18 protein-coding genes are annotated in these 24,792 nt (G+C 33.3%); 4 read left to right on the plus strand and 14 right to left on the minus strand.

Translation table 11 applies throughout. The annotated features are described in order from the left end of the window. Positions 1–32: 32 nt before the first annotated feature. From GTH24_RS15860 to GTH24_RS15900, 9 genes are all read right to left on the minus strand, one after another. Positions 33–1,007, minus strand: a complete 975-nt coding sequence (locus GTH24_RS15860; RefSeq protein WP_164526683.1) for a fimbrial protein — start codon at positions 1,005–1,007, stop codon at positions 33–35. Continuing rightward, positions 988–1,281, minus strand: a complete 294-nt coding sequence (locus GTH24_RS15865) for a helix-turn-helix domain-containing protein (RefSeq protein ID WP_115350812.1) — start codon at positions 1,279–1,281, stop codon at positions 988–990. The genes GTH24_RS15860 and GTH24_RS15865 overlap by 20 nt, the downstream gene beginning before the upstream one ends. A gap of 25 nt (positions 1,282–1,306) precedes the next feature. Continuing rightward, positions 1,307–1,798: a fimbrial protein gene (locus GTH24_RS15870; RefSeq protein ID WP_072070157.1), complete on the minus strand. Its 492-nt coding sequence runs from the start codon at positions 1,796–1,798 to the stop codon at positions 1,307–1,309. Between the two features lie 11 nt (positions 1,799–1,809). Beyond that, positions 1,810–2,325 carry a fimbrial protein gene (locus GTH24_RS15875; protein ID WP_072070158.1) on the minus strand — a complete coding sequence of 172 codons (516 nt, stop codon included), beginning with the start codon at positions 2,323–2,325 and terminating at the stop codon, positions 1,810–1,812. An 89-nt stretch (positions 2,326–2,414) separates the two neighbouring features. Continuing rightward, positions 2,415–4,925 carry a fimbria/pilus outer membrane usher protein gene (locus GTH24_RS15880; protein WP_164526684.1) on the minus strand — a complete coding sequence of 837 codons (2,511 nt, stop codon included), beginning with the start codon at positions 4,923–4,925 and terminating at the stop codon, positions 2,415–2,417. A gap of 24 nt (positions 4,926–4,949) precedes the next feature. Continuing rightward, complete coding sequence (locus GTH24_RS15885; RefSeq protein WP_164526685.1) at positions 4,950–5,618, minus strand: fimbrial biogenesis chaperone; 669 nt, start codon at positions 5,616–5,618, stop codon at positions 4,950–4,952. A gap of 66 nt (positions 5,619–5,684) precedes the next feature. Continuing rightward, complete coding sequence (locus GTH24_RS15890) at positions 5,685–6,209, minus strand: fimbrial protein (protein WP_115350816.1); 525 nt, start codon at positions 6,207–6,209, stop codon at positions 5,685–5,687. 607 nt (positions 6,210–6,816) lie between these two features. After that, the gene (locus tag GTH24_RS15895) at positions 6,817–7,422 is read right to left on the minus strand and encodes a histidine phosphatase family protein (protein ID WP_072070162.1); all 606 of its coding nucleotides are present in this window, start codon (positions 7,420–7,422) and stop codon (positions 6,817–6,819) included. 22 nt (positions 7,423–7,444) lie between these two features. After that, positions 7,445–8,938, minus strand: coding sequence for an SLC13 family permease (locus tag GTH24_RS15900; RefSeq protein ID WP_072070163.1), 1,494 nt, complete (start codon positions 8,936–8,938; stop codon positions 7,445–7,447). Between the two features lie 109 nt (positions 8,939–9,047). Here GTH24_RS15900 and GTH24_RS15905 point away from each other — a divergent pair, with 109 nt between their 5' ends. The 4 genes from GTH24_RS15905 to GTH24_RS15920 all read left to right on the plus strand — a co-directional run bounded on the left by GTH24_RS15905 (position 9,048) and on the right by GTH24_RS15920 (position 12,793). Then, positions 9,048–9,962 carry a LysR family transcriptional regulator gene (locus GTH24_RS15905; protein ID WP_072070164.1) on the plus strand — a complete coding sequence of 305 codons (915 nt, stop codon included), beginning with the start codon at positions 9,048–9,050 and terminating at the stop codon, positions 9,960–9,962. A 122-nt stretch (positions 9,963–10,084) separates the two neighbouring features. Continuing rightward, positions 10,085–10,909 (plus strand): VanW family protein, encoded by an 825-nt coding sequence (locus GTH24_RS15910; protein ID WP_164526686.1) that lies wholly within the window; start codon positions 10,085–10,087, stop codon positions 10,907–10,909. 197 nt (positions 10,910–11,106) lie between these two features. Then, positions 11,107–11,688, plus strand: coding sequence for a YebB family permuted papain-like enzyme (locus tag GTH24_RS15915; RefSeq protein ID WP_072070201.1), 582 nt, complete (start codon positions 11,107–11,109; stop codon positions 11,686–11,688). Between the two features lie 175 nt (positions 11,689–11,863). After that, on the plus strand, positions 11,864–12,793 hold the full coding sequence (locus tag GTH24_RS15920; protein WP_072070166.1) for a Dyp-type peroxidase: 930 nt from the start codon (positions 11,864–11,866) through the stop codon (positions 12,791–12,793). A gap of 39 nt (positions 12,794–12,832) precedes the next feature. On the opposite strand, the gene GTH24_RS15925 is transcribed toward GTH24_RS15920, so the two are convergent. The 5 genes from GTH24_RS15925 to GTH24_RS15945 all read right to left on the minus strand — a co-directional run bounded on the left by GTH24_RS15925 (position 12,833) and on the right by GTH24_RS15945 (position 24,431). Next, entirely contained in the window at positions 12,833–14,050 is a 1,218-nt protein-coding gene (locus GTH24_RS15925) for a PD-(D/E)XK nuclease family protein (protein ID WP_164526687.1), read from the minus strand. 53 nt (positions 14,051–14,103) lie between these two features. Then, positions 14,104–14,451, minus strand: coding sequence for a hypothetical protein (locus GTH24_RS15930; protein ID WP_072070169.1), 348 nt, complete (start codon positions 14,449–14,451; stop codon positions 14,104–14,106). Positions 14,452–14,620: 169 nt separating this feature from the next. Further along, positions 14,621–16,999 carry a penicillin-binding protein 1C gene (gene pbpC, locus GTH24_RS15935; protein WP_072070170.1) on the minus strand — a complete coding sequence of 793 codons (2,379 nt, stop codon included), beginning with the start codon at positions 16,997–16,999 and terminating at the stop codon, positions 14,621–14,623. 42 nt (positions 17,000–17,041) lie between these two features. Next, entirely contained in the window at positions 17,042–22,987 is a 5,946-nt protein-coding gene (locus GTH24_RS15940) for an alpha-2-macroglobulin family protein (protein WP_164526688.1), read from the minus strand. Between the two features lie 313 nt (positions 22,988–23,300). Next, on the minus strand, positions 23,301–24,431 hold the full coding sequence (locus tag GTH24_RS15945; protein WP_072070172.1) for a DUF3829 domain-containing protein: 1,131 nt from the start codon (positions 24,429–24,431) through the stop codon (positions 23,301–23,303). Positions 24,432–24,792: the final 361 nt, after the last annotated feature.

The raw sequence follows: 24,792 nt of genomic DNA on the forward strand, positions 1-24,792 counted from the left end.
AAATAAATTAATATGTACTTATTTTTATAAATTTATTCGTATAAAATATTTACTGTTGCGGTTGAATTAGCCGAACCAGCTGTTATCTTACTACCCGTTTTAATATAACGTGCTTTCCAGTTAAAAATATAATCTCCAGATGAGACGTTATTTTGTAAACTAAGCTTTGTATTTAACCTAATCGGATTATTATTACGGTCAACTAGTTGTATCCCTATTCCCGTAGCTCTGTTTGAACCCGACAAATTTAACTTTCCTGTATTCACGTCAATATATCCAGCACTACTTGTTACAGTTGCCTTTATATTTGTTCCTGCTGCACAACTTAAGGTGATCGGAATATTAACATTTTGACTAACATCTCCAATGTTTTTAAACTGGGTATCATACCATGTGCCTAAATTGATATTATAGCTATTCGCTTTAGTGGTGCATTTTAATGAATTTACCTTTATCGCACCGATAGGTATTCTTAATGTCGATAAAATCCATCGGCTATTATTTGGTAATGTATTCGTTTGTACCATTCGTGCTAAATTTCCTGCGGTTAAAGAGTTTGATTGGGTTACTCTACCTGTTTTTATTATTTCCACAGTCCAATAAGGATTTCTAACTTCATACTTTAAATCATCTGCGAATCGACTAAACGTGGTGTTTATATAACCAATTTCTGTCATCTTAACTCTAATCCCTATACCCGGAATATTGGTTGCCGCTATTTTATTTGAATTAGTTACCCATCCATTAATATAATCACCTGAAATAACGGCATTTCCGCATTTACCATTTTTTCCTGAGAATGTATTAATAAAATTTTGTTTATACGTAATTTTAAGCTCAGCAAGTGTTCGTGTTGTGGTGTCGTCATATTGAATATTAAACTCTCGATTAGGCACATTAACAATAATGTTATTAAAGTTTGGATTTTGAATGCAAGCCGCAATCGAATAAGTGGAGTAAAACAAAAAACCACTTAATAACAATGACTTAGTTATTATATCTTTCATTTTTCATCTCATTTTTTTTCAATAGAATTTTTTTAATTTCACTATCATCTTTTTCATCGAGAATAAAAAAATCCTTTAAGTGAACACCAAATATTTCTGCATATTGATTTAATCTATCTATATTAATTCTATTAATACCTCTTTCATATCTTGATTGTTGTTGCTGGCTAACACCAATTTTTTCCGCTAATTCATCCAATGAAATCCCATACATTTTTCTGTAGTATGCAATTTTTTTACCTATTGCTTTTGATACTGGATATTTATTTGTCACATTTATCTCCTAAATTAAATATTTTTTAATTATAAAGTAATGTAAATTCAAGGTGACTTTTAAATGAGCCTGTAGTTATTTCATTACTTGTTCTAATTAATCTAGCGGCAAAGAGATATTCTGCTGTTTTTGTTCCGCTATTAATCGTAGTTTCTAATTTAGTCCCATTTTTTACATTTGTTTTATTAATGTTTTCTATCAAATTTAATGAAATATTTTTTGCTGTCCCATTATTAATAAAATAATTTCCATTATTAGGATCTGCAACACCGGTTATTGTCATTATTGCTTTCTGGGTACTTATAGGACAATTTTTTAATTTTACTGAGAAATTAATCCAATCAGTATATTGCGTACTTTTTAACTCTCTGATATTTACCTTTTTAAAATCGATTAAATAATCTTTACTAACAACTTCGCAAGGTGATACTGTCACTGAACCATAAATATTGATATTGACAGTATTTGCCATTGTAAAAAATGAAAAAAAATACAATAAAAATATTAAATTTCTCATGTTTTTCTCTTTTATAAATAAACAATATTGGCAGTTACTTTCGCTGATATTGTCCCCGGCATTCCTTTTCCTGATGGACTAAAAGCACGTGTTCGTAACCATAAATTAACGTCTGTTTTCCCATTTAATGTGAGAACTAATGATTGTTTATTTCCTAGCTTCACCGTACCCGTTCCATTCTCTAATTGCACAGCGATATTTTTAGCACTTCCTTGGTTTTTATATAGGCTATTCGCATCTGCAGTATCAGCAACACCTGAAAATGTCAGGTGTATTTGATTAATAGCTGTAGAACAATTTGTAAAATTAATATAAAAGTTATTCCATTCAGATGAGGTATTCGCTTTCTCAAATTTAGCCGCAGGAATATTTTTCAAATCAACATTAATATTACTTCCATTAGATATATTACAAGTTGAAACTCTTATATTCCCAGAGAAGTTCAAGGTAATATTATCTGATGCTTTAGACCAAAAACTTATTAAAAATATATTTATTAATATAAAACTACTGACTCTTTTTTTCATTTTATTTACCTACGCGCAGAGAACACCCTTAGCTATATTTAAATTAGCCAAAAAGAGATTATCTTATTAATATATAAACTTATGTCAGTTTATTTTTGACAAATAGCAGTGATTTTATAAAGTCCTAAATAATTAGACACTCCTGATAAATTATAATTTACACCACATTGACCATCGTTATATTTAACAATAAATTTCCCCGATTCATTAAGCCCTGATAAATATACTTCTCCATCTTTTCCAACAATACTGTTTAATTGTAAATTATTATTAAAAATAACCTGTGCCCCAAATGGAAGTGGTTCACCGTTTTCAAATGTTAATTTTACTAATGCTCTATATCCGACATTAGCTGCAAATTTTGCTTTAACTAAAGCACCTCGGCTTGGTGAAACGGTCTGACTTGTCAGCGCCATTTCGGTATCTTCTGGTAATGCCGAAGTATCAACATCAATTGTATTTTTACGATATGGCGTAATATAAGGTACTAAAGCATAGCCATTATCATTCGTTTTAACTCCCGCCTGATTTAAAATAGCAACATCTGCGGCATCTGGAATATCAACAATAGCCGCCGTTTCTCCAAGCTGTTGCCCTAAAACAATCCCGCCAGAGTGAACAACTAAACTTCCATTTGCGCCATAATATAAATTATAATTATCCTTGCTATACCCACTTCCTCCTGACAACTCCCCGTATTTTCCCTTATAAGATGCGTTTAAATTTCCAGAAGATCCTTGATCTTGATTCGTAAAAGCTTGTTGAAGATTCCAATTTAACCGATTATTTAACTGAGATGCGGAGATGCCCACACTTCCTGTGCTCGGACTATTACTACTGCTATTCGTATTAAAGTTATAATAAAAGGTATCTTCAAAGAAACTAAATGGCACACTAACCGAAAATGCTAATTGATGATCATCTTCATTCTTAGAATAACTATCTGATTTATAAGAATAGCGATTCGTATTTTTATTATAAATATAGTTCAGCCCATAGCTTATCCCCTGCCAACTATTGTTATAACCGACTGTCGCTGATTGTGTTTTTCTCTCACTATTCCAATAATTTTCTCTAACATAACCTACAGAAAGTGAACCATAACTTTCACCTAAATTTTGATTGATCGTAATTTCAGCACGATTACGACGTCGTTCAATCTCAGGTGCATTCATTCCACTACGATATTCATCAAAAACCTCAGATAAACTGTAATATCCACCAGTAGAATAACGATATCCTGCTAACGCAATATTTGTTCCTAACGTATTTAAATTCTTGTTATATCTAAAACGATAAGACTGTCCACGCTCTGTGCTGCCGTTATTCAAAGTTGAATTAGCCTGAGTGACATCAATTGATATCGCGCCTAAAGCACCTAAATTTTGCCCTAAACCAAGAGAGTATGATTGATATTTATTACTTATTTGGCTACCACCATAAGCAGTCGCTCCATAAGGTAAACCATAAATTAAAGTCGCCTGTCCAAATTTCTTTTTTTCAATATCTTTATCATAAGAGCGATATTCCCCCCCAGTAATGCTATAAGATAAATACCCTTCTCGTTGTAAAACAGGTAAAGAGGCAAAAGGAATTATTTGATGTTGTTCACTGCCATTAGACTCTTTAATTGTTACATATAAATCACCACTACTTCCCGTTGGATATAAATCATCGATTTCAAAAGGCCCAGCTGCAACCTCAGTTTGATAAATTGTATAACCATTCTGTCTGATCGTAATTTGAGCATTACTACGGGCAATCCCACGTACAACTGGAGCGTATCCACGTAAGCTTTCAGGATGCATATCATCATCTGTAGCGAGTTGTATTCCCCTAAACGGCACACTATCAAAGACAGATGAGGGAGAAACACCATCACCTAGAATTAATTGGCTTTTAATTTGGTTAATACTACGAGATAAATACGTATAAACGGTATCCCATTGGCTTGAACTGTCACTACTATTTGACCAAGTTGTATAATTTCTCAAGCGCCAAGGTCCCAGATTTATACCGGGCCTTAAATTAAGATAATTTGATGTTATATTTGAACCATTATTCTTCCTATCATAATTTTTTGAGCCACTGTAACTGTAATTTAATAGCAATGCGGCTATCCCATTATCAACATTATCTAAATTAACAAATCCTCTCGGTTTATTATCTAACGCAATTTGGGGAATACTTAAATACAAGCGTTGAGAATTAAAATCAAATTCACTTTTACTATTAGGAATAATCGATAAGTCCACACATTGATCATTCGACTTTAATTGCTCTTGGTATTCTTTTGTTTTAATACCAAAACTATCAAGATCTTTTATTGATAAACATGGGATTAATTCACCATTATCTTTCTTATCAAATTTGACTTTCTTAGTACCAATTAAGTTAGTGTTAACATAAATATCAACATAATAAATACCTGCTAACTGTTCATCATTATCGAATTGAGATAGATCAATAGAGCCTTTATTGGGTAACTCTAAAAAATCCGGATCGAAGTAGGTATTTTTTGAGTTTATCTCTTCTGCATATAATGAGGCTATATAGCCTAAATATAAAAATAGGCTAATACATACTTTATTTAATTTCATATTAAAACCTAATTTTATTAGATATTATATTTTAACTTCCGATAATTCAGTGGTTGCACCATAGTCATTAATAATCTCCCAACTTATAATGCCATGATTTTCATTATTATTAATATCAAAAGATTTTGTTGAATAAGGTTCGACATATGAAACATCATTAACAGAAAAACCATTAAATTTGACTATTTGAAAATTAATAAAGTAAGAGGTCGGATTTTTTACATTTATTTTATTCCCATTTTTTGACCACTCTAGTTTTTTCTGTTCCTCTATAAAATTAACACCTTTCAAACCTTCAGGGCGGAAGATTAATTTAATTTGTGTTTTAAAGGCAATTTGTAATGAGTTTTCCGTTTTTTCTGTTGCTGGAATTGTTTTTATATTTAACCAAAAAAGCGACTCTCTATCTTTAGGTAATTTATTTTCAGTCAAGAATATCCTTAACGCATTAGTATTCTCACTATTTAACCTAAATAATGGAGGCGTTATAGTAAAAAAAGATTGTTCATTTTCATTAATATCATCAATCCAAGATTGGATTAAATAAGGAATAGCATCAGGGTTTTCAACACCAATACTAACGTCTTTTTTTCCCTCGTCATAAATAACCCGAGTACCACCGATAATGACACCAGCATTTGCAGTATTTATCAGAGGTAAAATAAAGATTAAAACACACAGAATATATTTCATAGTATCACCATAATTTTAAAATAAAGGATCAAATCCCTTTAATCCTTTCGTTACTACTTAATTATTTTAATTATAATTAATTGTAAATGTTGCATTACCATTTGCAGGACCTACAGTCACTGTGTCAGATTTTGCAATATAACGAGCACGAAAATCTAAATTATTTTCCACCCCTGTTTTTAATGCATACGCTTTAGATGCTGTAAATAATGGAACTACCGTATTTGTATCATCTGTAATTTGAATACCAACTCCTGTCGCTACCCCTGTATCCTTTCTTAATGCAATAACAGTGTCGTCACCTAAATAAGAATCAGCATCAAATTTTACAGTTGCACTATTAATAGTTGCAGGGCAATTAATTAATTTAATTGTAAATTTCGTTGCTGCTGCTGTACTTCCTGTACTTGGTAATGCTGTTTTAGAAACTTTACCAAGATTCACTTTTAATGCATCTGAACCAGCTGCTAATTCACACGCGTTATCGATGATTTCCCCTGTAAAATCAATAGTACCATCCGCAGCTAATGCATTATTAGCGACAAAGATAGTAGTAGCAGCAATTAATGTTGCAAGTAAGTTTTTTCTCATTTTTTCTCCGATTAATTTTTATTAATAAAACCAAATTAATTAAAAATACTTAATTAACTCAGAATATGAGTATTATCTAATTGTTTTTTATAATAAACAAGTTTTGGTTATAGCGGTATAATATTCATTTTTTTGATTTAAATCAGAGTTTAAAACCAAGTAAACTCTTTATTAGTTAATCAATGAAGTTTATTTTTAATTATTTTAAATTTTCATATATTGATACAACATTGTTAAATCAAAATAAAAGTTAAATACTATTTATTATTAATAAATGTATTTTTTATTTCATTTTATAACGCATATGGTGTGAATAAAGAAAAGTATTATTTTCTCTTAATAATAAAATCTGCTTTTTATTCTTTTTTGATTAAATTAAATCCTTAACGTACTATTTTTGAACGAAATTCGATTTAACTTATCAGTTACAATTTGAATAAAAAAAGAATAAAAAAATATTGTATATAAAATATATGATTTTCTTTCATTTCCATAAGCAAAAAAAAGAGCAAGGTTTCCCTTGCTCTGATTTAATATCGGAGTGTTTTTTAGATAATTATATAAATTAAATTACAACGATTAATTTGAAAACCACTTCTTATTAATCTTAATCAGCGACATTCTTATCTGGCATATAGGAACCAATATTATAAGCTTCTAATTTTGGTGCTTTATCAGAATTCAAGTCAAAATTTAATATTGTTATTGTTCCTGGTGTTGCAGGTAATAAAAACTCTGGAGATAGATTTAAAAAAACTTTGCAAGCTGCTCGAATAACCCCACTATGCACAACAGCTAATAAATCACTATCTTCCTTACATACCCATCCTTGTAATGCAGCTCCTATGCGATCACAAAAATCAAACCAATTTTCGCCTTTAGGTGGTGTATAAGTTCCAGCTCGCCAATTTTTATATTTATCTGCATGGTGTCTTATCAGTTCTGGTTTTCTTTGTCCTGTCCATTCACCCATATTTAGTTCTCGCAACAATGGCTCTTTTATTGCTTCTGGATGACCAACAATTTCTGCTGTTTGTACTGTTCTACCTAAATCTGACGTGATAATCCGAGCTGGCGATAATAATTTAATACTCTCTTTTATCGCCATTGCTTGATTAATTCCTTTTGGTGATAAACATGAATTAGCATGTCCTTGTAAGCGCGATTCCATATTCCATAAGGTTTCACCGTGTCTTAATAAAATTAGTCTCATTATTATTCCTTAATTTAATGGTTTATAGGCCATACCCAAGAATTTGGAACCAAGTAAATATCGCGATAGAAATTACTGATGCCCCAACAAAACAAGTAATTAATCCATATTTCATTTGCTCTAACACACTAAAGTAGCCACTTGAGAAATAGATAGTATTTACTTTCGAATGAGGAGGTAATGTAATGGTATAAGTCAGTGTAAAGGAAGCAGCTAATGCCAATGTAACCGGGTCCATACCCAATGTTTTAGCAAGTGCAATAATGGCTGGAATTAATATGGTTGTTTTTACTGTTTTACTCGTAAAAATTAAATGGCTATACATGCAGATAAAAACAACCACAATATAGACCATTGTAGTGCTCATATTTTCTAACCCGAGCCCATAAACCATTTTACCAATTAGCCATTGCGCACCTTCTGTAGATTCTAAGGTGTTACCAGCCGCATAAGCACCTGCTGCAAATATCATTAGATCCCATTTGATATTGGCTTCATTCCACGTTAATAAACCAATACGTGGCATCAAACAGAGAATGGCAGCAATGACAGCTGTCATATAGACGCTAATTTTAAAACCAAACATATCTTGGTGATAACTTTCTGTTGCCCATAAAAAGACCGCCATTAAAAAGATATACATGGCTTTTTTCTCATTCTTGGTTAATAAACCAAGTTGTGAGCGTTCTTTTTTTAATTTCTCTAAAGAACCTTCGAAATCGACCTCTCCTTTAAAAGAGAAAAGTTTTAATCCAATAAAAAAGGAGATAGTCATTCCCACAATTGCCAATGGGAAAGAAGCAATTAGCCAATCCATATAACCAATAGAGCCACCGGCTTGTGAGTTGATAAACCCAACCGCAATAATATTAGCCGCCGTTCCTGTCATCACTCCTGATGTTGCTAATGCATCGGCTTGCACACCTTGCAACATCATTAATTTTCCGTAATTGCTTTTTCCAGGAATAGCCTTATGTATTTCTAATAAGATCATACATATCGGCACCATTAATGTTGCACGAGCAGTTGTTGATGGAACAAAGAAAACTAAACAGAAGTTAATAAGAATAAGAACAAAGAGTGCTTTTTTGGGAGTCTGACCAAAATTTGTGATCATCCACAAAGCAAAACGTCTGGCAATATTTGATTTGATCATTGCCGAGGTTAAAACAAATGCTGACACCATCAACCAAATAACGTCATAGCCTAATGTACCAAAAACAACTTTTTCTTTTGCTACAGTGCCTGTTAATGGGAGTAATACAATCACTAACATTGACGTTAAATAAATGGGCAACGATCCACACACCCATAAAATTAATGCCGCACAAAAAATAGCAATCGCTTTTTGTCCTTCAATGCTTAATCCATCTGGTGTTGGCATAAAGAACAGAGTGAGTAATACCAATAAAGCTAAAGGTATTCCTATTGTTTTTAATGTTATTTTTTTGCCGTTTTGTTCTGGTGATGATGGCGCTGGTTTAGCGATATCATCTCGCTTCGCAGTCTTTTCCATAACCGGTTCCTCTTAATATGTAGGGTAGGAAGTCCAGTATAGAAATATTGAGGTATAAAGATAATTGTATTAATATATTATCACTATAAAAATAATTTATGGTATTGATATGAACTTAAGCCAATTAGATGCCTTTCTATTACTTGCTAACGGTTTTAATGTGACTGAAACTGCGGAGCGTCTATTTTGCACTCAGCCCAGTGTCAGTATAAAAATTCGAAAATTGGAAGAAGAGTTACAAACAACATTGTTTGAAAGGATCAACAATCGGCTTTATTTAACGCCTCAAGGTAAGGTATATCAACAATATGCAACTCAGATTATTAATTTAGTAAAATCCTCTTCTGAACATATGCGACAATTTGATGATCCCTCTAAAGGCGAAATTAAGTTTGGCGCTAGTCATTTTGTTGGTGTTTACCTGTTGCCACAAATTATGGCTCAATTTAGAGAACTGTATCCTGACGTAAAACTCAGCATGGATATTTCAAGTTCAACACAACTTATCCATAAACTTGATACCCAAGAATTAGAGTTTTTAATCATGTCAGATCATATCTATTTAGATCCGACTGAATATCACCTTGATACGTTTCTTATCGATCCTCTCGTGCTGATTTGTTCTCCAAAACATTGGTTAGCCAAAAAGAAACATTGCAGATTTTCTGATATTGCATCTGAAGTTTTTCTGATCAAGCCAGAGCACTCTGCCACTCGTGATTTTTTATTAGACAGGATCAAAGAAAATAATAAAGAGATCAAAAATGTAATGGAAATAAATAGTTTAGAGGGGATCAAGCAAGGTGTTATTCATGGATTAGGAATTTCCGTTTTATCTCGCTTATCTATTTTACAAGAATTAAAATCAGGCCTTTTATGTGAAGTTTCTTTTGATGATATTCAATTTAGTCGGGGCATTCGTTATTTTCATCATAAAGAAAAGTATATCTCTCCTGCTACTAAGAACTTCTTATCAGTCTTACAATCTCAAGCTCAGATTTTAACTAAAGATATCAATAAGTAAATTGATTATCTAATCTTTTAGTTACCTTATTTTAGGGATATTCGCGTATCAATATCTCTGCTAAATCGTTATGATACATTCCCTATTCTCTACCTTTCTCTAATATCGTTTAAAAGGATTTTATGCGTAAAACACTCTCATCCTATCACCCTATTCTTTATACTTTGAGAGTGGCGCAACGTCGTTTGTTTCGTTCGTTAAGCTGGCGATTTTCAGGCCGAAAATACAGTAGAGATGTTCAACCAGAACAACGACTTTTATACCGTTATCTAAAACACACATCTAAATTAATTAGTCGCCGTGGCGAAAGTGATATTCAATTACAATACAATAAAATTACAAATCTTAAATTAGTTGAAAAAGCACTTGATGGCGTCATTATCCATCCTGGTGAGTATTTCTCTTTTTGCTCTCTAGTTGGAAAACCTAGTTATAAACGAGGCTTTATTGATGGCATGCAACTTTCTTACGGTGAGGCTAGAAAAGGTGTCGGTGGCGGAATTTGTCAGGCAAGTAATTTAATTCATTGGCTAGCACTACATTCTGAGCTAAAAGTGATTGAAAAAGCTAATCATAGTTTTGATCCTTTTCCTGATGAGGGAAGAGTTCTTCCTTTTGGATCTGGCGCTGCTATTTTCTATAATTATGTGGATTTAGTTTTATATAATCCAACACCTTATGATTATCAAATTAAATTACATGTAGCAGAGCATCAACTAGAAGGAGAATTGCTCTGTAACAAAGCGAGGGAGTATCGCTATCATATCTACGAAAAATCCTCTGCTTTTATTAAAAAAGGAGAGCATGTGTATCGTTGCAATGAAATTTGGCGAGATATTTATACTAAGAATAATGTAGGCGCTTTCCCTAAATTACTGAAATCTGAATTACTTTATAAAAATAGTGTTGTCATAAAATATGATATTCCAGATGAACAATTGGATTAATCACAATGATTCTTTTAAATATTCTAAATTAAGCATCTTATTATCAATAATAAATGATATTATTCTTAAAATTAAGGTTTTATTAAGTTATAGTCTATTTTTTATTTTAAAGTCATTGAGTTATAAAATAGAAACCATATCTATTTATTAGAGTCAAAGAATGATAATTATACTTCTATATAATAGGTAATATAATGATGATAAAACTTGATTATCCACAAGAATTAGAAGTTGGTGATATCGTATTTACATGTATTGGTACCTCTTTATTTCGTCAAATTTCCTCAGCTTCTTTATGCTGGAGCAATCATGTTGGCATTATTATTGGCCATAATGGTAAAGATTATTTAGTGGCAGAAAGCCGTGTTCCACTCTCAACAACAACGACATTAACTCGCTTTATTAATCGTTCAGCTGATAAACGCTATGCAATACGCCGTTTATCAACACAATTATCCAATGAACAAAAAAATGCACTTATCGCACAAGTCCCAGAAAGATTAAATAAGCTTTACCATACAGGATTCAAATACGATTCTTCTCGTCAATTTTGCTCTAAATTTGTTTTCGATATTTATAAATCAGCGCTTTCTATTCGTGTAGGTGAAATCGAAACCTTCCAAGAATTATTAAGTAAAAATCCTAATGCTAAATTACAATTTTGGAAATTATGGTTTATTGGGCAAATTCCTTGGGAAAGAACAACCGTCACTCCAGCAAGTTTATGGCAACATCCTCATTTATCTTTAATTTATCGTAGTCATGAAAGTATTAATTAACACATCACATTAATATGCTACGAAATAAAAAAATAACACAGTCTTTCATTCTTTTTTATAAAAATCAGGATAAAAACCTCTCCCTTTCTTTGTAATAGGGAGAGTTTTGGTGTAAAACTAAAAAACAATATTTTGTAAATATGACTTAATTATTATTCGTCATTTAGGGATCACCATGAAATACCAAGATGTTACGAAATCACCCTGTGAGAATGCTTATTTTTTAGTTTTTAACCTCATCCACTCACCTGAAAACCGCGAAATTCTGATCGATCTTTGTAATAATTTTTCTGGTCTAATACGTAGTATGAGAACACGTTTTCCTGAATTGGAAACAAGCTGTGTAATGGGCTTCGGTGCAAATGCATGGGCTACATTATTCCCCAATCAAGCAAAACCCAAAGAACTAAATACCTTTAAAGAAATTAAAGGTGATACTTATACTGCGGTTTCTACTTCGGGCGATCTTTTTTTCCATATTCGAGCTCTCAAAGTTTCTGCCTGTTACGAATTAGCTTCTATCATCAGCCAAAAGCTAAAGAATATTGTTACACCTGTCGATGAAGTGCATGGATTTAGATATTTTGATGGGCGTTCTATTATTGGTTTTGTCGATGGAACTGAAAACCCTGAATATGAAGATGAGCGTGCTTCTTATGCTGTTATTGGTGATGAAGATCCTGAGTTTTCAGGAGGTAGCTACGCCTTTGTACAAAAGTATATTCACGATATGGAAGCATGGGAAAAGCAGTCTCTTATCGAACAAGAAAAAGTCATTGGTAGACATAAATTCAACGATGTTGAATTAACCGATGAAGAAAAAGAGCCCGGTTCTCATAATGTTGTCACCAATATTCAAGATGAAAACGGTGATGATTTAAAAATTGTCAGAGCCAATATGCCTTTTTCCAATCCATCAAAAAATGAATACGGTACTTATTTTATTGGTTATGCACGTTATTTTTCAACAACCCGTCGCATGTTAGAAAATATGTTTGCAGGCACACCTGAAGGTCATACTGATAAATTACTTAAATTCAGTACTCCTGTAACAGGTACATTATTCTTTGTTCCATCACCCGAGTTTCTGGATGATCTAGCGTAATTTATTACAAGTAGATATATAGAGTTAGTATTTATATATCTACTTTTTATTCTTAGATAGCAGTTCTATTTCTTGATTTATCTTATCCAATAATAATTCAAAATTAGAGTAAACCTGACCATAATTATTGATATATTTCCATCCATACCAATAATTTACTCCTATTTTATAAGAGGTATCAAATACGTTATTTAATAATTTAGCTATTTCTTCATTAAGCCCTGGTTCTTTATAAGAATGAACTTTTACACCAATATAAATATTCGAGCTATCTTTTTCGATAGCAACCGAAAATTTATTTTTGTTATAATTGATTAAAACACCAACATGCTTTTCATTTATTTCGCAGTTATCATCTGAAAACGCTAACTGAGGATAATCATTTTTTATTTTATTACCCCATAAAGTAAAAACTCTCTCTACTTCTCTTATTAAGAGAGCATTTAAATTTTTTCTTAATGATTCTGTATCATTAATGATTTTCTTTATCTCATCAATGCCGTCATCAATGTAATTTTCAGATATATTTATTTCATTAAGAATATAGTCATTTATTTCATCATTCATTTTGTTTTTTTCTTCTTCATGCTGATTTAGAAATTTAATTTTCAAACTATCTTTATATTGATAAACAAAAGAATCAAAAGCTTTATTGTTTTTATTTATATGAGGATAAACATCCTTTTCTAACCATGTTAATATTTCACTTTCAAATGAAGAAAGTTTAAAATAAACCTTATTACTTTTTTTATACTTACCAAGACTCTCAGGTCGGTAACTTTCTTTTTTATGCCCCGTTAAATATAAAATAAAAATCTTCTCTTCTTGATATCCATTAGAGATAAATTTATCAATATACCTTTCCAATTGTCGTTCTTGATCTGGTGCATTACAAACTTTACTTTCTATTATAATTGCATTAAATCCATCTTCAATACTAATATCAACTCTATTACTTTCTGTTTTAATTTTTAATTCATTATAATTAAATATAATTTCTTTCTTTAAAACCTGTTTTAAAAAAGAAGGAATAAATTTATATTCATTACCTTTTTTATTGTTTAATATTTTCTTTAAAATAATACTATGTTTATTTTCATTAATATTAAGCACATCAACTAAGTTAGTAGAGCATAAAAGATTATCTTCTAATTCATCATGTTTTAGAGCTGTATTTCTTGCTAAATTTATAATGGCTGAGTATTTCTTTTTTACCGATTCATCACAAAAATCTTCCTGTTTATTAAAATCAGTCATATGCCCTCTTAAAATAAAAAACCATCATAACGATGGTTTTTTATCTGAATCAATTATAAACCAAATACATTGACGTAAAATTCTTTGCCATCATCCGTACTTTCGATGGTATAAGTAATTGGAATCGAGTTCTTACCGCCTTTACCTTCAAAAGAAAGTTCAGCCGCACACGAATAAGTATCTCTTTTTTCGTCATGTTCACGAGTACGCACGCTTTCCACTTTTATCTTAATTTGATCTATCACTGCGGCCATTTTTTGATCACGTAATTCATCTTTCGTAATATCGACCACTAAGTTCTTTGCTTCAGTGCTATCACAATTAGGTGTTCCATCACCACACCCAACTAAAGGTAACGTTAATGCGCCTAATAATGCTAATTTTAGAATTCGAGTTTTCATGCTGATTATTTCTTCCTTGCTGACAAGATAAAATATTTTTTAATATTTTACCTAATAATTATCTTGCAACAATATCGAGTTATAATAGTTAGAATAAGATCACGATAGAAATTAATATTAAAATTTCAAGACAATCATTAAGTAAAATCAGTGGTTTTTAACACTAATATTAATCTACTTCTGCCACTTGTGTTCTCATCACACCAATAATATCAACTCGAATATTACGAGTGTCTGCTCGACCTTTATCATCAACGGCACGTATGCGGTAACGGCCACTTTCTTTTGGCTGCCACTCTATTGAACGTTGATTGGTACTGTTTCCCAAATAAGCATCATCAACAAACCAGTAAATAATATTACTGTCATTATCTGCTGTTGCATTAAATACAATGGACGTATTTGGCACTGATGCTCGTCTTAAGGTATAGGTTGTATTTCGTAATGGCGATAATATGCGAGGAGGTGTCCCTGTCACGGCCATATCTCCATTTTTACAATGAGCGGTAGAAGGAGGTGTTCGCTTTGGTAGCCCTGCTTGAGCAAATACTTTGGCTAAATCAGAAGGCCAATATTCAAAAATTTCGATATTTACCTGATCTTCATTATATGGTGGACAGACAACCTCTCCCGTTATTTTATCAATTGCTAGAGGCCGATAAATAGTATCCACTTTAATCGGTGATTTTCCTGGAATAAACCATGTTTTACCCTTACTTTGACACCATGGTGTAGGTAAATTACCACTCGCCAAACAAATATCGACTTGTTTAATATTTTCAGGCAGTTTAAATCGAGGCACTTTTAGTTTCGGATAGTCTGCAACTATATTATCTATAATATTAAAAAATAGAGGTGCAGCAGCTTCGGCACCAATTAATGCGCTATTTCCTTTACCATCAAAGTTACCGATCCAAACCACTAAAACATAGGGGCCAAAGATCCCACTACTCCATGCATCACGAAATCCCCAAGAAGTGCCTGTTTTCCAATAAATGGGTAAAGTCATAGATTTTTGAGCAAGAGTATCATCGGGTCTTCGATGTTGCCCTAGCATATCTAGCGTAATAAAGCTTGCCTCTTCACTTAGCAATCGGATAGGTTTAGCAATAGTATCCGTACTTTGCATTCTTAATGGTTTAAGCTCTCCCCGATTAGCTAATATTCCATAAAGCTTTGCTAACTCTTGTACCGTAATTTCGCCACCTCCAAGCACCAGCGATAAACCATAATGTTTTTCACTGGCCATATTACTGACACCCGACATTTGTAAAAACTGATAAAGCGTAGGCTGTTTCAATTGTGAAGCAATAGCTACAGCGGGAATATTTCGGCTGTAATTAAGAGCTTGAGTGGCAGAAATAGGCCCTAAAAAGCGTAAGTCAAAGTTCTCTGGCGCATAACTGCCAAAGGTAGAGGGTACATCTTTTAAAATTGTTCGGGGATGTAAAATGCCTTGCTCTAATCCTAATGCATAGATAAAAGGCTTTAATGTTGAACCCGGTGAACGCTTGGCATTAGTTCCATTAACTTGCCCATGAATATCCACATTATAATAATCTGCCGAACCGACTAACGCTTTAACCCCCATATCTCGCGTATCAACGAGGATCACCGAAGCATTTTTAACACCAAGATGTTTATTTCGCTCAATAAAGGCATCAACCTGCTTTTCAACTAATCTCTGTAATGAAAGATCAAGCGTTGTCACTATAGTTGTGGGTTTTCTTGGATTAAATTTTTCTTGTTTTTCTATTTGTTCCACTAAATGAGGGGCAATATAAGGCATTTTTTCTGGTTGACGTAACTGAAGAGGCAATTGGAAGAGTGCAGATAAATTGGCATCTTTAGGATGCTCTTTTAACCAATAATCATAAAGCTGGTTACGTGTTTTCATTAAAGAGAGACTAATACCATCGGTATTTGGTTCTATCCGGTAACTGGGTGATTGAGGTAATACGGCAAGTGTTAACGCTTCGGGTAATGTTAATTCTTTAGGATTTTTATTAAAGTAAATCAGGCTTGCTGCCCCAACACTCTCTATATTTCGCCCATAAGGTGCATAGTTAAAATACGCTTCCAAAATATCATGTTTTGAATAACTGAGTTCTAATTGGATAGCGCGTAATACTTGAACCAGTTTTCCCCCTACATTTCGCGTATTTAATTGCCAATGCATACGCGCTAATTGCATTGTAATAGTAGAGCCACCTTGTAATCGTTCACCATAAATATAACTGACAAAAAAACCACGAATTAAACTGTAAGGGTTAAAACCTGTATGATAATAAAACCAGCGATCTTCATATCGCATGGCACTCTCAACCATTAAAGGCGAAATGTCGTCTAAATCTGTCCATAATCGATAGCGTTCATCATTAGCAAGTGTTAAGCGAAGTAGGTTGCCATTGCTATCATAATAAGCCGTTGAAGATAAGAAACCCTCTGAAAGTGCGGGATGAGGAAATAATCGGAACACTACACAAAAGAGGGCGACTAAGAAGCCACCCATCAAAATATTTTGTAAAATACGCCAACTCCTGACCATTTTAAAATAACCAAAAACCAGTGTTTGAAATCCAATTTAATTTCATTTTACATTGCCATTATTTTGCGTCGGTTTATTAACAGTCATAACTCCTTTACCAACCGCTAATGCTTGTATTTCTCTATCATACATCGCTTCTGCAAATGCTGGCGGTATTGTAAATACCCCAGAATTAGTCGCTTTAATTTGATAAACGAATTCTTGTACCTGTTGACTAGCTGTACCATAAATAATGACTCTATCTTCTCGAATATCACTGTATTCTGGTGACCAGCGTGTTCCTTTTGATCCGGTCGGTGACAACCATTCCACTTCAGGGTTATCAACATCATCCATTGATTGTTGTACAACCTCAAATCCTCCCGGAAGTAAGTCCACCAGCACAACATTATCAACGCCCTGCTTTGCATTGGCTCTGACTTTTATATGTACATAAAGCTTTTCGCCTAATGTTGCACTATTTACAGACTCACCCTTTTCATTCACGTAATCACGAGAAATTTCTAATCCTTGTGAAAGCGCTTCTTTAGGTTGCTCGCTATCAAAACCAGACTGTGTGACAACATACCAAGCAGGATTATTTGTTGGGTTATTAAACAAAACTTCGTTAATACCTGCACCAAACTGGCCAATCGCAGTTGCATTTGTCATCGATGAGATCACTATTGGCGGATTTTCACCTTTTTTAGCACTCACAGTTAATGGTTGTGCTGATGCTGTGATGTTTTGGATCTGTTTAGTGTAATACTCTAACGCCAAAATACTCATCGCTGATGATTGTGTGGTATAGCGCTCTTCTTTAAAGCTCAATACCATATTCTCTAAGAGCTGCGGTGGAATATCAGCTGCTTTTTCAGGGAAATGTTTCACAATCAAATACAATCTTGTACTGTCTAAAACCAGTGGATCTAAATAGTTTTTCGACCACCACGCCTTACTATAAGCCTTGCTTAGCTCTTGCCATGTAGGTTTTAACAACTCGTCAGCGTGTTTATCCATTTTCAACATTTTGTAAGAAGCAGCTAAATATAAAGCACCTAAATCACTCTGCCATGTTTTTGGATAATTCTTTTGCATACGCGTTTGAATAGCTGCTATTTCACTGGTAGTGACTTTGCCTTGACGCGTTAACAAATAGACTGCAAAAGCACGCATTCTAAGTTCATCTTGATTATTTAACCCTACATTGACGGCAAGCTTAGTTAAATATTCATTGGATGATCGCAATAGCGTATCAGATACAGGGTAATTTGCTTCTTGTGCCTCTAGTAAAAATTGAACCACATATAAGGTGACAAAGGGATCTGTCGATGGTGTAGAACGCCATGTTCCTATTGCTCCTTGCCCATTTTGACGAGTGAGTAATGTCGCCATTGTTTGTTCAAGTTGAGAACGAATTTTACCTTGTGAATAGATAGCCTTCATTTCAGGATTACGTTGATGGAATAATAACGGTATTGCCTGACTAGTTATTTGCTCTGAACAATTATAAGGATAATTAGCAAGGTATTGTGCTAATGCACTACTGAGCACCAAAGGAGAGTAAGAAACACGCGCATCTCTATTGGCATATTCATCATACATTTGGCGAATATACGTGACACTCTGCTCTTTTCCATCCATGCGTCCTAAGCTTGATTGAGTCCGATAAGCTGAAGCAGGGCGAATAGAGAGAGCCACCGTCCGTTGAGTTACTTTACCTTCTGTATTCACTGAGAAAGTGATAGCGCCATTACCCAATTGCGATTTCGCTTTTAGTCTAAAGGAAACCACCGTTTCTTTTTTCTCACCTAATTCCAATTGATAACTCTTTTGTCCTATCACCTCTAATTGAGGCGCTGGTGTTATCATGACATCCAGTTTTGTTTCAACACCATTAAGATCAGTGAGATTATTTGCAATACCCAAAGTCACATCAAATTCATCATTCGGTGCAACAGTCGTCGGTATATGTGGGCTTAATACAAAATCATCACGCACTGTAGTATAACGTTGTGCATTCCCTATACGATTTGGGGTAACAGATACTGCCATTATGCGGATCTTGCCATTAAAATATTCAGGCACTTTATAATTAAAGACCGCTTCACCCTCTACTTCCGTAATACCAGACCAATAGGCCACAGGTTCTTCTTTTTTACGTTTGAATGGATTTAAATAGAGATCAACTCCTTCTCCTGCATCTCCACCCGGTGCCGAAGTCAGTGACATCATTTTGCTAAACTCAGGCAAAATAAGATCGAGTATTTGTGTGCTTTCAACTTCTAATGATCGTTTACGGAAGAAGTAATCCAATGGATCTTTTAATTTATATCGTGCAACTTGTAAAATGCCTTCGTCAACTGCAAATACAGCAACTTGTTGTGGAGTCTCTGTTTTTACGGTGATCGGCAAAGTCTCGCCTGGCTTGATAATCTCAGGTGATTGCAATTCAATATTAGCTTGATAATTTTCACGACTCACTTTAAACGGTATAACACCATAGCTAAGTGGGCTCATAAATATTTCGTCAGAGTTAATATCTCGAACAAATTGGACATTGATATATCCATTACCTTGCAACTCATCTGGAACACGGATCTTTTGTACTGAACTTGTAGTTGATGATGTAAACCACTGCCAATGATAAACCTTATCTTTTTCTATAGTGATAATGCCACTGCCGATATAAGGCGCATTAATGGCAATTTCTATTTCTTCACCAGCTTTGTATGTGTCTTTGTTTAAAGTAAGTTGTAGCTCAGCTTCGCGATCAAGAGATCGCGTAACATTCGCGTTTCCTGCGACCGTATAATTGATGCGGTTGAGTACATTACCTGCTTTATTTTTGACTAATAATACAAAATTACCTGGTGTTTGCGTCTCTAATAAAAAGTGGCTACCTTTTTCATCAATAGAAAATGGGACTTCATTAATAAAAACTTCTTTTAATTTAGACTGATATTTATAAACACCCGAATTTTGACGAGTTAAAACAGAAAGGTATTTTTGCTCATAACGTTCTAGTGTGAGTGCCTCTTGAGTAACTTGTTTTAATGTTGGATCAATGGCGATAAAATTGAGATTACGTTGTGCATTTTGATTGATATAGTCAAGCGTTCCATCTGCTTTTACCCCAACTAGATAATCATGAGGAGATACCATTACACGGGCCGCCGCAGTGACTGAGCGACCACTTCCTGCATCAAAAGCTTCAGAGATAAGTTGTAATTGATAAGTTGCATCATCATAAGACTCTAGCCCTAAATCAATATCAGCTATCCCTTCATCATTTGTTGTCGTCTCTTCTAACTCTGTTTCAAAACTATCGTGATTACGGCGGTTTTCATAAAAACGATAATCAGAATAGCGTGAGAAATTAGGATAAATTGGTCGTAACGTTAATTTGGACACAACACGCCTATCTTGTGCAGGTGTACCAAATAAATTTTGTACGTCAATTGATGCTTTTAATTCAGAAGGTTTAACCCACCCTTGTTGCCTATTAGGTTTCAGATTAAGTGCAACTTTAAGTAAGTCAGGTTCAAATTCTTTAACGACAATACTCGTACTGCCTAATAAACTGGCATCTTCGTTATTCTTACCCACCAAGTAAAGATAAATATTCCAATCTCCAGTAGGCGAGTTTTCTGAAGTGGTATAACTCAATTCATTAAAACCAAATTCGTTTAATGTCATGGACTTATTTAACATTAATGTATTACGAGGATCACGAATTTCAACACGTAGAGGTACGCCATCAATAGCCGTTTTCCAGTCAAATGTCCGTGTAATTAGCCCAATATTGAAAGTTTCACCAGGCCTATAAACACCTCTATCAGAAAAGAGAAAACTATCAAGAGTGCGGGGATCTTTGGGCGTATCATCGCCATAAACATCAAAGCGAGAAAGGTTTAATTGTCTATCGTAATAAGCATTTGTTGGTAAAAATGAAATATCCCCCTCTTTTTCAACTAAAAAGAGAACCGCAGTTTGTTCATTTCTAAAGTCTTTAAGTGTTGGAAAAGCAACATGTCCATCAGCATTAGTTATTTTGCTAAGTAACGTTGTTCCATTTTTAGCAATGACAGAGACTTTCGCATTACTAACAGGTTCACCACTATAAATAGATTGTACAAAAACATCTCTTGAACCGTTAATCGAAGATTTCGCGATAATGCCTAAATCAGTGACAACAACAAAGCGAGCATCAGAAACCTCTTCATCATCGTCCTCTTCATAATACTCTTCGTTTTCATCATCTGTTCTTGATGCTTTATTCGGATCCCAAGAAGTCAGTTTTAATAAAAATATGCCACGCTTAGTATTAGGATCAGCAGATAAATAGCGACTTAAATCGATCCCCTTATATTGAGTTTCACCTTTATTTTCGTTGTTCAGTGCTGTTTGATAAGTAAAATGCTCTGTAAAATATTCATCATTCAGACGGTTAAAATTCGTTGAAGTAAAATATTTATCTTTAAAAGAAACAATATGCTGTAACTGATTTGGAATAACTCGCTTAATATCTAATTGTAACCCCGGAAGATTACGAGCAGAAACGGTGATCCGTTTATCTCCTGTCATAGAAAGTAAAGCACCTTCAGATACAAAACTCAGCATTTGTGGGTAATCAGGAACGCTAACGATTTGATAACGATCTTCTTTTAATTGGTATCCTCCAACAGAAGTTATTCCACTTGAGATTTTAACCAATAGATAGCGATAAGCAGGCGCATTATATTTAAAAGCAAAGGTAGCCTGATTTTCTTGCTCATTATCACTTAGCTCAAGTGTTAATTTTTCTGACTGAGCAAGAATAGTTTTACTAACATCATTCAAATTCCAATCGTAATAATCATCTTCACCTTGGTTAAGGTCAGCATTTTGTATTTCTAAATTGTGTTGAGGTAATAACCATGCACTAACTTCATTCTTTATCTCTTTCTCATTCAACGCATCATTTAAAGAAACAATAAGCACACGCGCATCTTTACCATTTTCAGTCTCAACAAGCTCACTTTCTATATTGGAAACACTAAGGCTATATAAGCTTGGAACATCCACACCATAGGTTTTTTCTTTTGATGTTGAGTTTGCGGTCACTGTACTCGCAACACCTGGTGCAATCTTAAGGAACACTTTGCTACTAATATCTTTTAGCGCTAACTGTTCAGAATGAACCCATGCCGTTAATTTTTTATTATCATAATTAATAACGTATTTTAGCTTCTCATTATCGCCATATTTCATTGAAAGCCGTTTTTCAAAGCTCTGAATATCAACAGGGGCATTAAATGAAATTTTAATAATGGCATGCTTTTGAGCAGGATTTTGAGGATCTTGATAAAACTCACTATTTCCTAAACGATAATCAAAAGTAGACGTTTTAAATTCATATTTTTTTAATTTAAGTAAAAACTGGGGTGCTAATAACTGAGCTTCATCAAGTTCTATTTGATACTTGCTTCCCATTGCAAATGGTTTTTTCGCTGTAAAAACAAGAGTCGAACCATTTTGCCAATGCCAGTTCCCTTCAATAGCCGGCGTTAATGTCACGCCTTCAGTGACTTCTTTATCAATAAGTGTAATAGGTGCAGCAGAACGTGAAAAAGATAACGTTATTCTCTGTGATTGAGGATTGTCGCTGGCATAATTAATTGGCGCAGGGGCAGTCAGTTTTATATCAACTTTTTGTACAACAATGGGAGCAACATCAATAGGAACAGGGCGATTAAGATAACTGTGATAACCGTAGTAACTACCAAATGACGCGACTAGAAGAAAAATAATAGAACCTAATACCGTTTTTGGGTGGTTCACCATACCCTTTTCAATATTTCTCAAATGCCGAGCAACAAAACTAACCCATATAGGTGTACTCCATTGTATTTGTCCTATAAACGGGCTAAGTATTTTCTCAAGAAGACGAATACAAAAAACAATAACCCAACCAAATAAACGGATCAGTTTAAACGGAAGACTAAGTAAAAAGCGCAATACATCCATATAGGTAGTCCTAGATTGCCCTGATAAAAATATGTTGTTTTTATCAAAAAAATTAAGTCAAAATAGAAATAAATAGGGTTGCTGTAAGTGAATAAGCATTAATACCTATTAATAAATAAATCTATAAAGACAGATTACATTCTTAATATTTTTTTCCTAGCATTCAATTCTATTTCAAGACTCTTCTGAACTTTAGTTTGAGTCATCTTTTTCTAATAATCATTTCATGTTTAATAAAACACAGAATAAAAGACAAATTTTGCGAGAAGAATCGCACTATTAAAGTGCGATTTACATTTTTACAGTATAAATATTACTTCGCTATTAAAGAATTATAATTCTCTATCAAATATTTATACTCATTTGAAATAGTGTTTATGCTACTTGATATATCTTTTTTCTCATTGAGTTTTTTCTCTAATACTTTTAACTCAATGACAAGTTGTTGATATAATTCTAAATACTTTTTAACTGAATAATCAGTACCTTTCATATTTTCTTTATTCAGCAATGCTTCATTACCAAATACTTTTTCTAATTCAATTGATTGCGCTTCAATTTTGGTAATTGCCGCAGAAAGTGTAGCCACATCTATTTTATCTGGGTTCATTGAATCAAGTGTGTTGGTTACTGTATCCAGTGATTGCATAATTTGATAGCGAACAACCAAACCTTCTTTTTTCACTAATTCAAGCTCTTCAATATGCATTGCTTGATAATAGTTTTCATATGCGTCAGCAGCTTTTTCTTTCTCATCGATTAGTTTGGCATAAGCATTTTTCACGTCTTCATACAAATTACTGGCTTGTGCAAAATCATCTAAACGATAAGTCTCCTTTACAACCAGATAATCCCCCAGCTTTAGCAATTTTTCATATAAATCAACATAACTTTCACCATAAGCATTACCTACAGCATCTAATTCTGGAAGTGTAGGGGAAAGCGTTTTCATAAATTCAAAAGATTCTTTAGCTCGCTCTGCTCCTGAAGCACTCAAATGCATAGAGAAAGCACTCCTAACAGGCATTATCGCACTACTCGCTTTCATTTTTTTTATTTGGTCTGTTTCTGTTTCAAATACTTTGAAAGGTGTTAAATCAATGCTTTCACCATTATCAGAACTTAAACTTGTTAAAACTGTTTTCGTATTATCTAAAAGATTAACGTTAATTGTGCCTGAAATTCTGCCCGTTTTTTTCTGTATAATGGTGCCAAAATCTTCGTTAAACGTTGCTAACCACAAATTACCTTTTTCAATTTTCTGACTAAACTGAACTTCATCAGTTTGAGTATTTTTTGAATCAGGCTTAGATTGTGTTGTTTGCTCTGTTTTATTTTTATCTTGCGAGGATGTTCCTGTATTCGAATTTTCATTTGAATTATCACAACCTACTGCTGATATTAATAAAATACTTATTATCGATGCTAATATGCTCTTTTTCATAATCCCTCATTATATTATTAAGTAATTTACTCGCTATAAACTATAATGAGTTTAATAATTAATGACTATTATTTATTACATTTATTTCAAATATCACAATAACACTCTTTATAAGAGTATTTTGAAAAGATTAACAACGTATATATACTTAAATACGTTGTTATATCTTTATAAGTATTTTTTAAGGGTTTATATATATCCTATATAAGTGTTTCAACTGGCAACTAAATTAACTCTGTAGGCGATTTACTTAAAATAACAAATCACCATAATCGTCCCATTCGACCATTTCCATCAGAATTTACGACTCATAATGTGACTCTTTATATTTATTTCAAGAAAGTTCAGCGACTGTAGGACT

Source organism: Proteus vulgaris, assembly GCF_011045815.1.
Classification (GTDB): Bacteria; Pseudomonadota; Gammaproteobacteria; order Enterobacterales; family Enterobacteriaceae; genus Proteus; species Proteus vulgaris_B.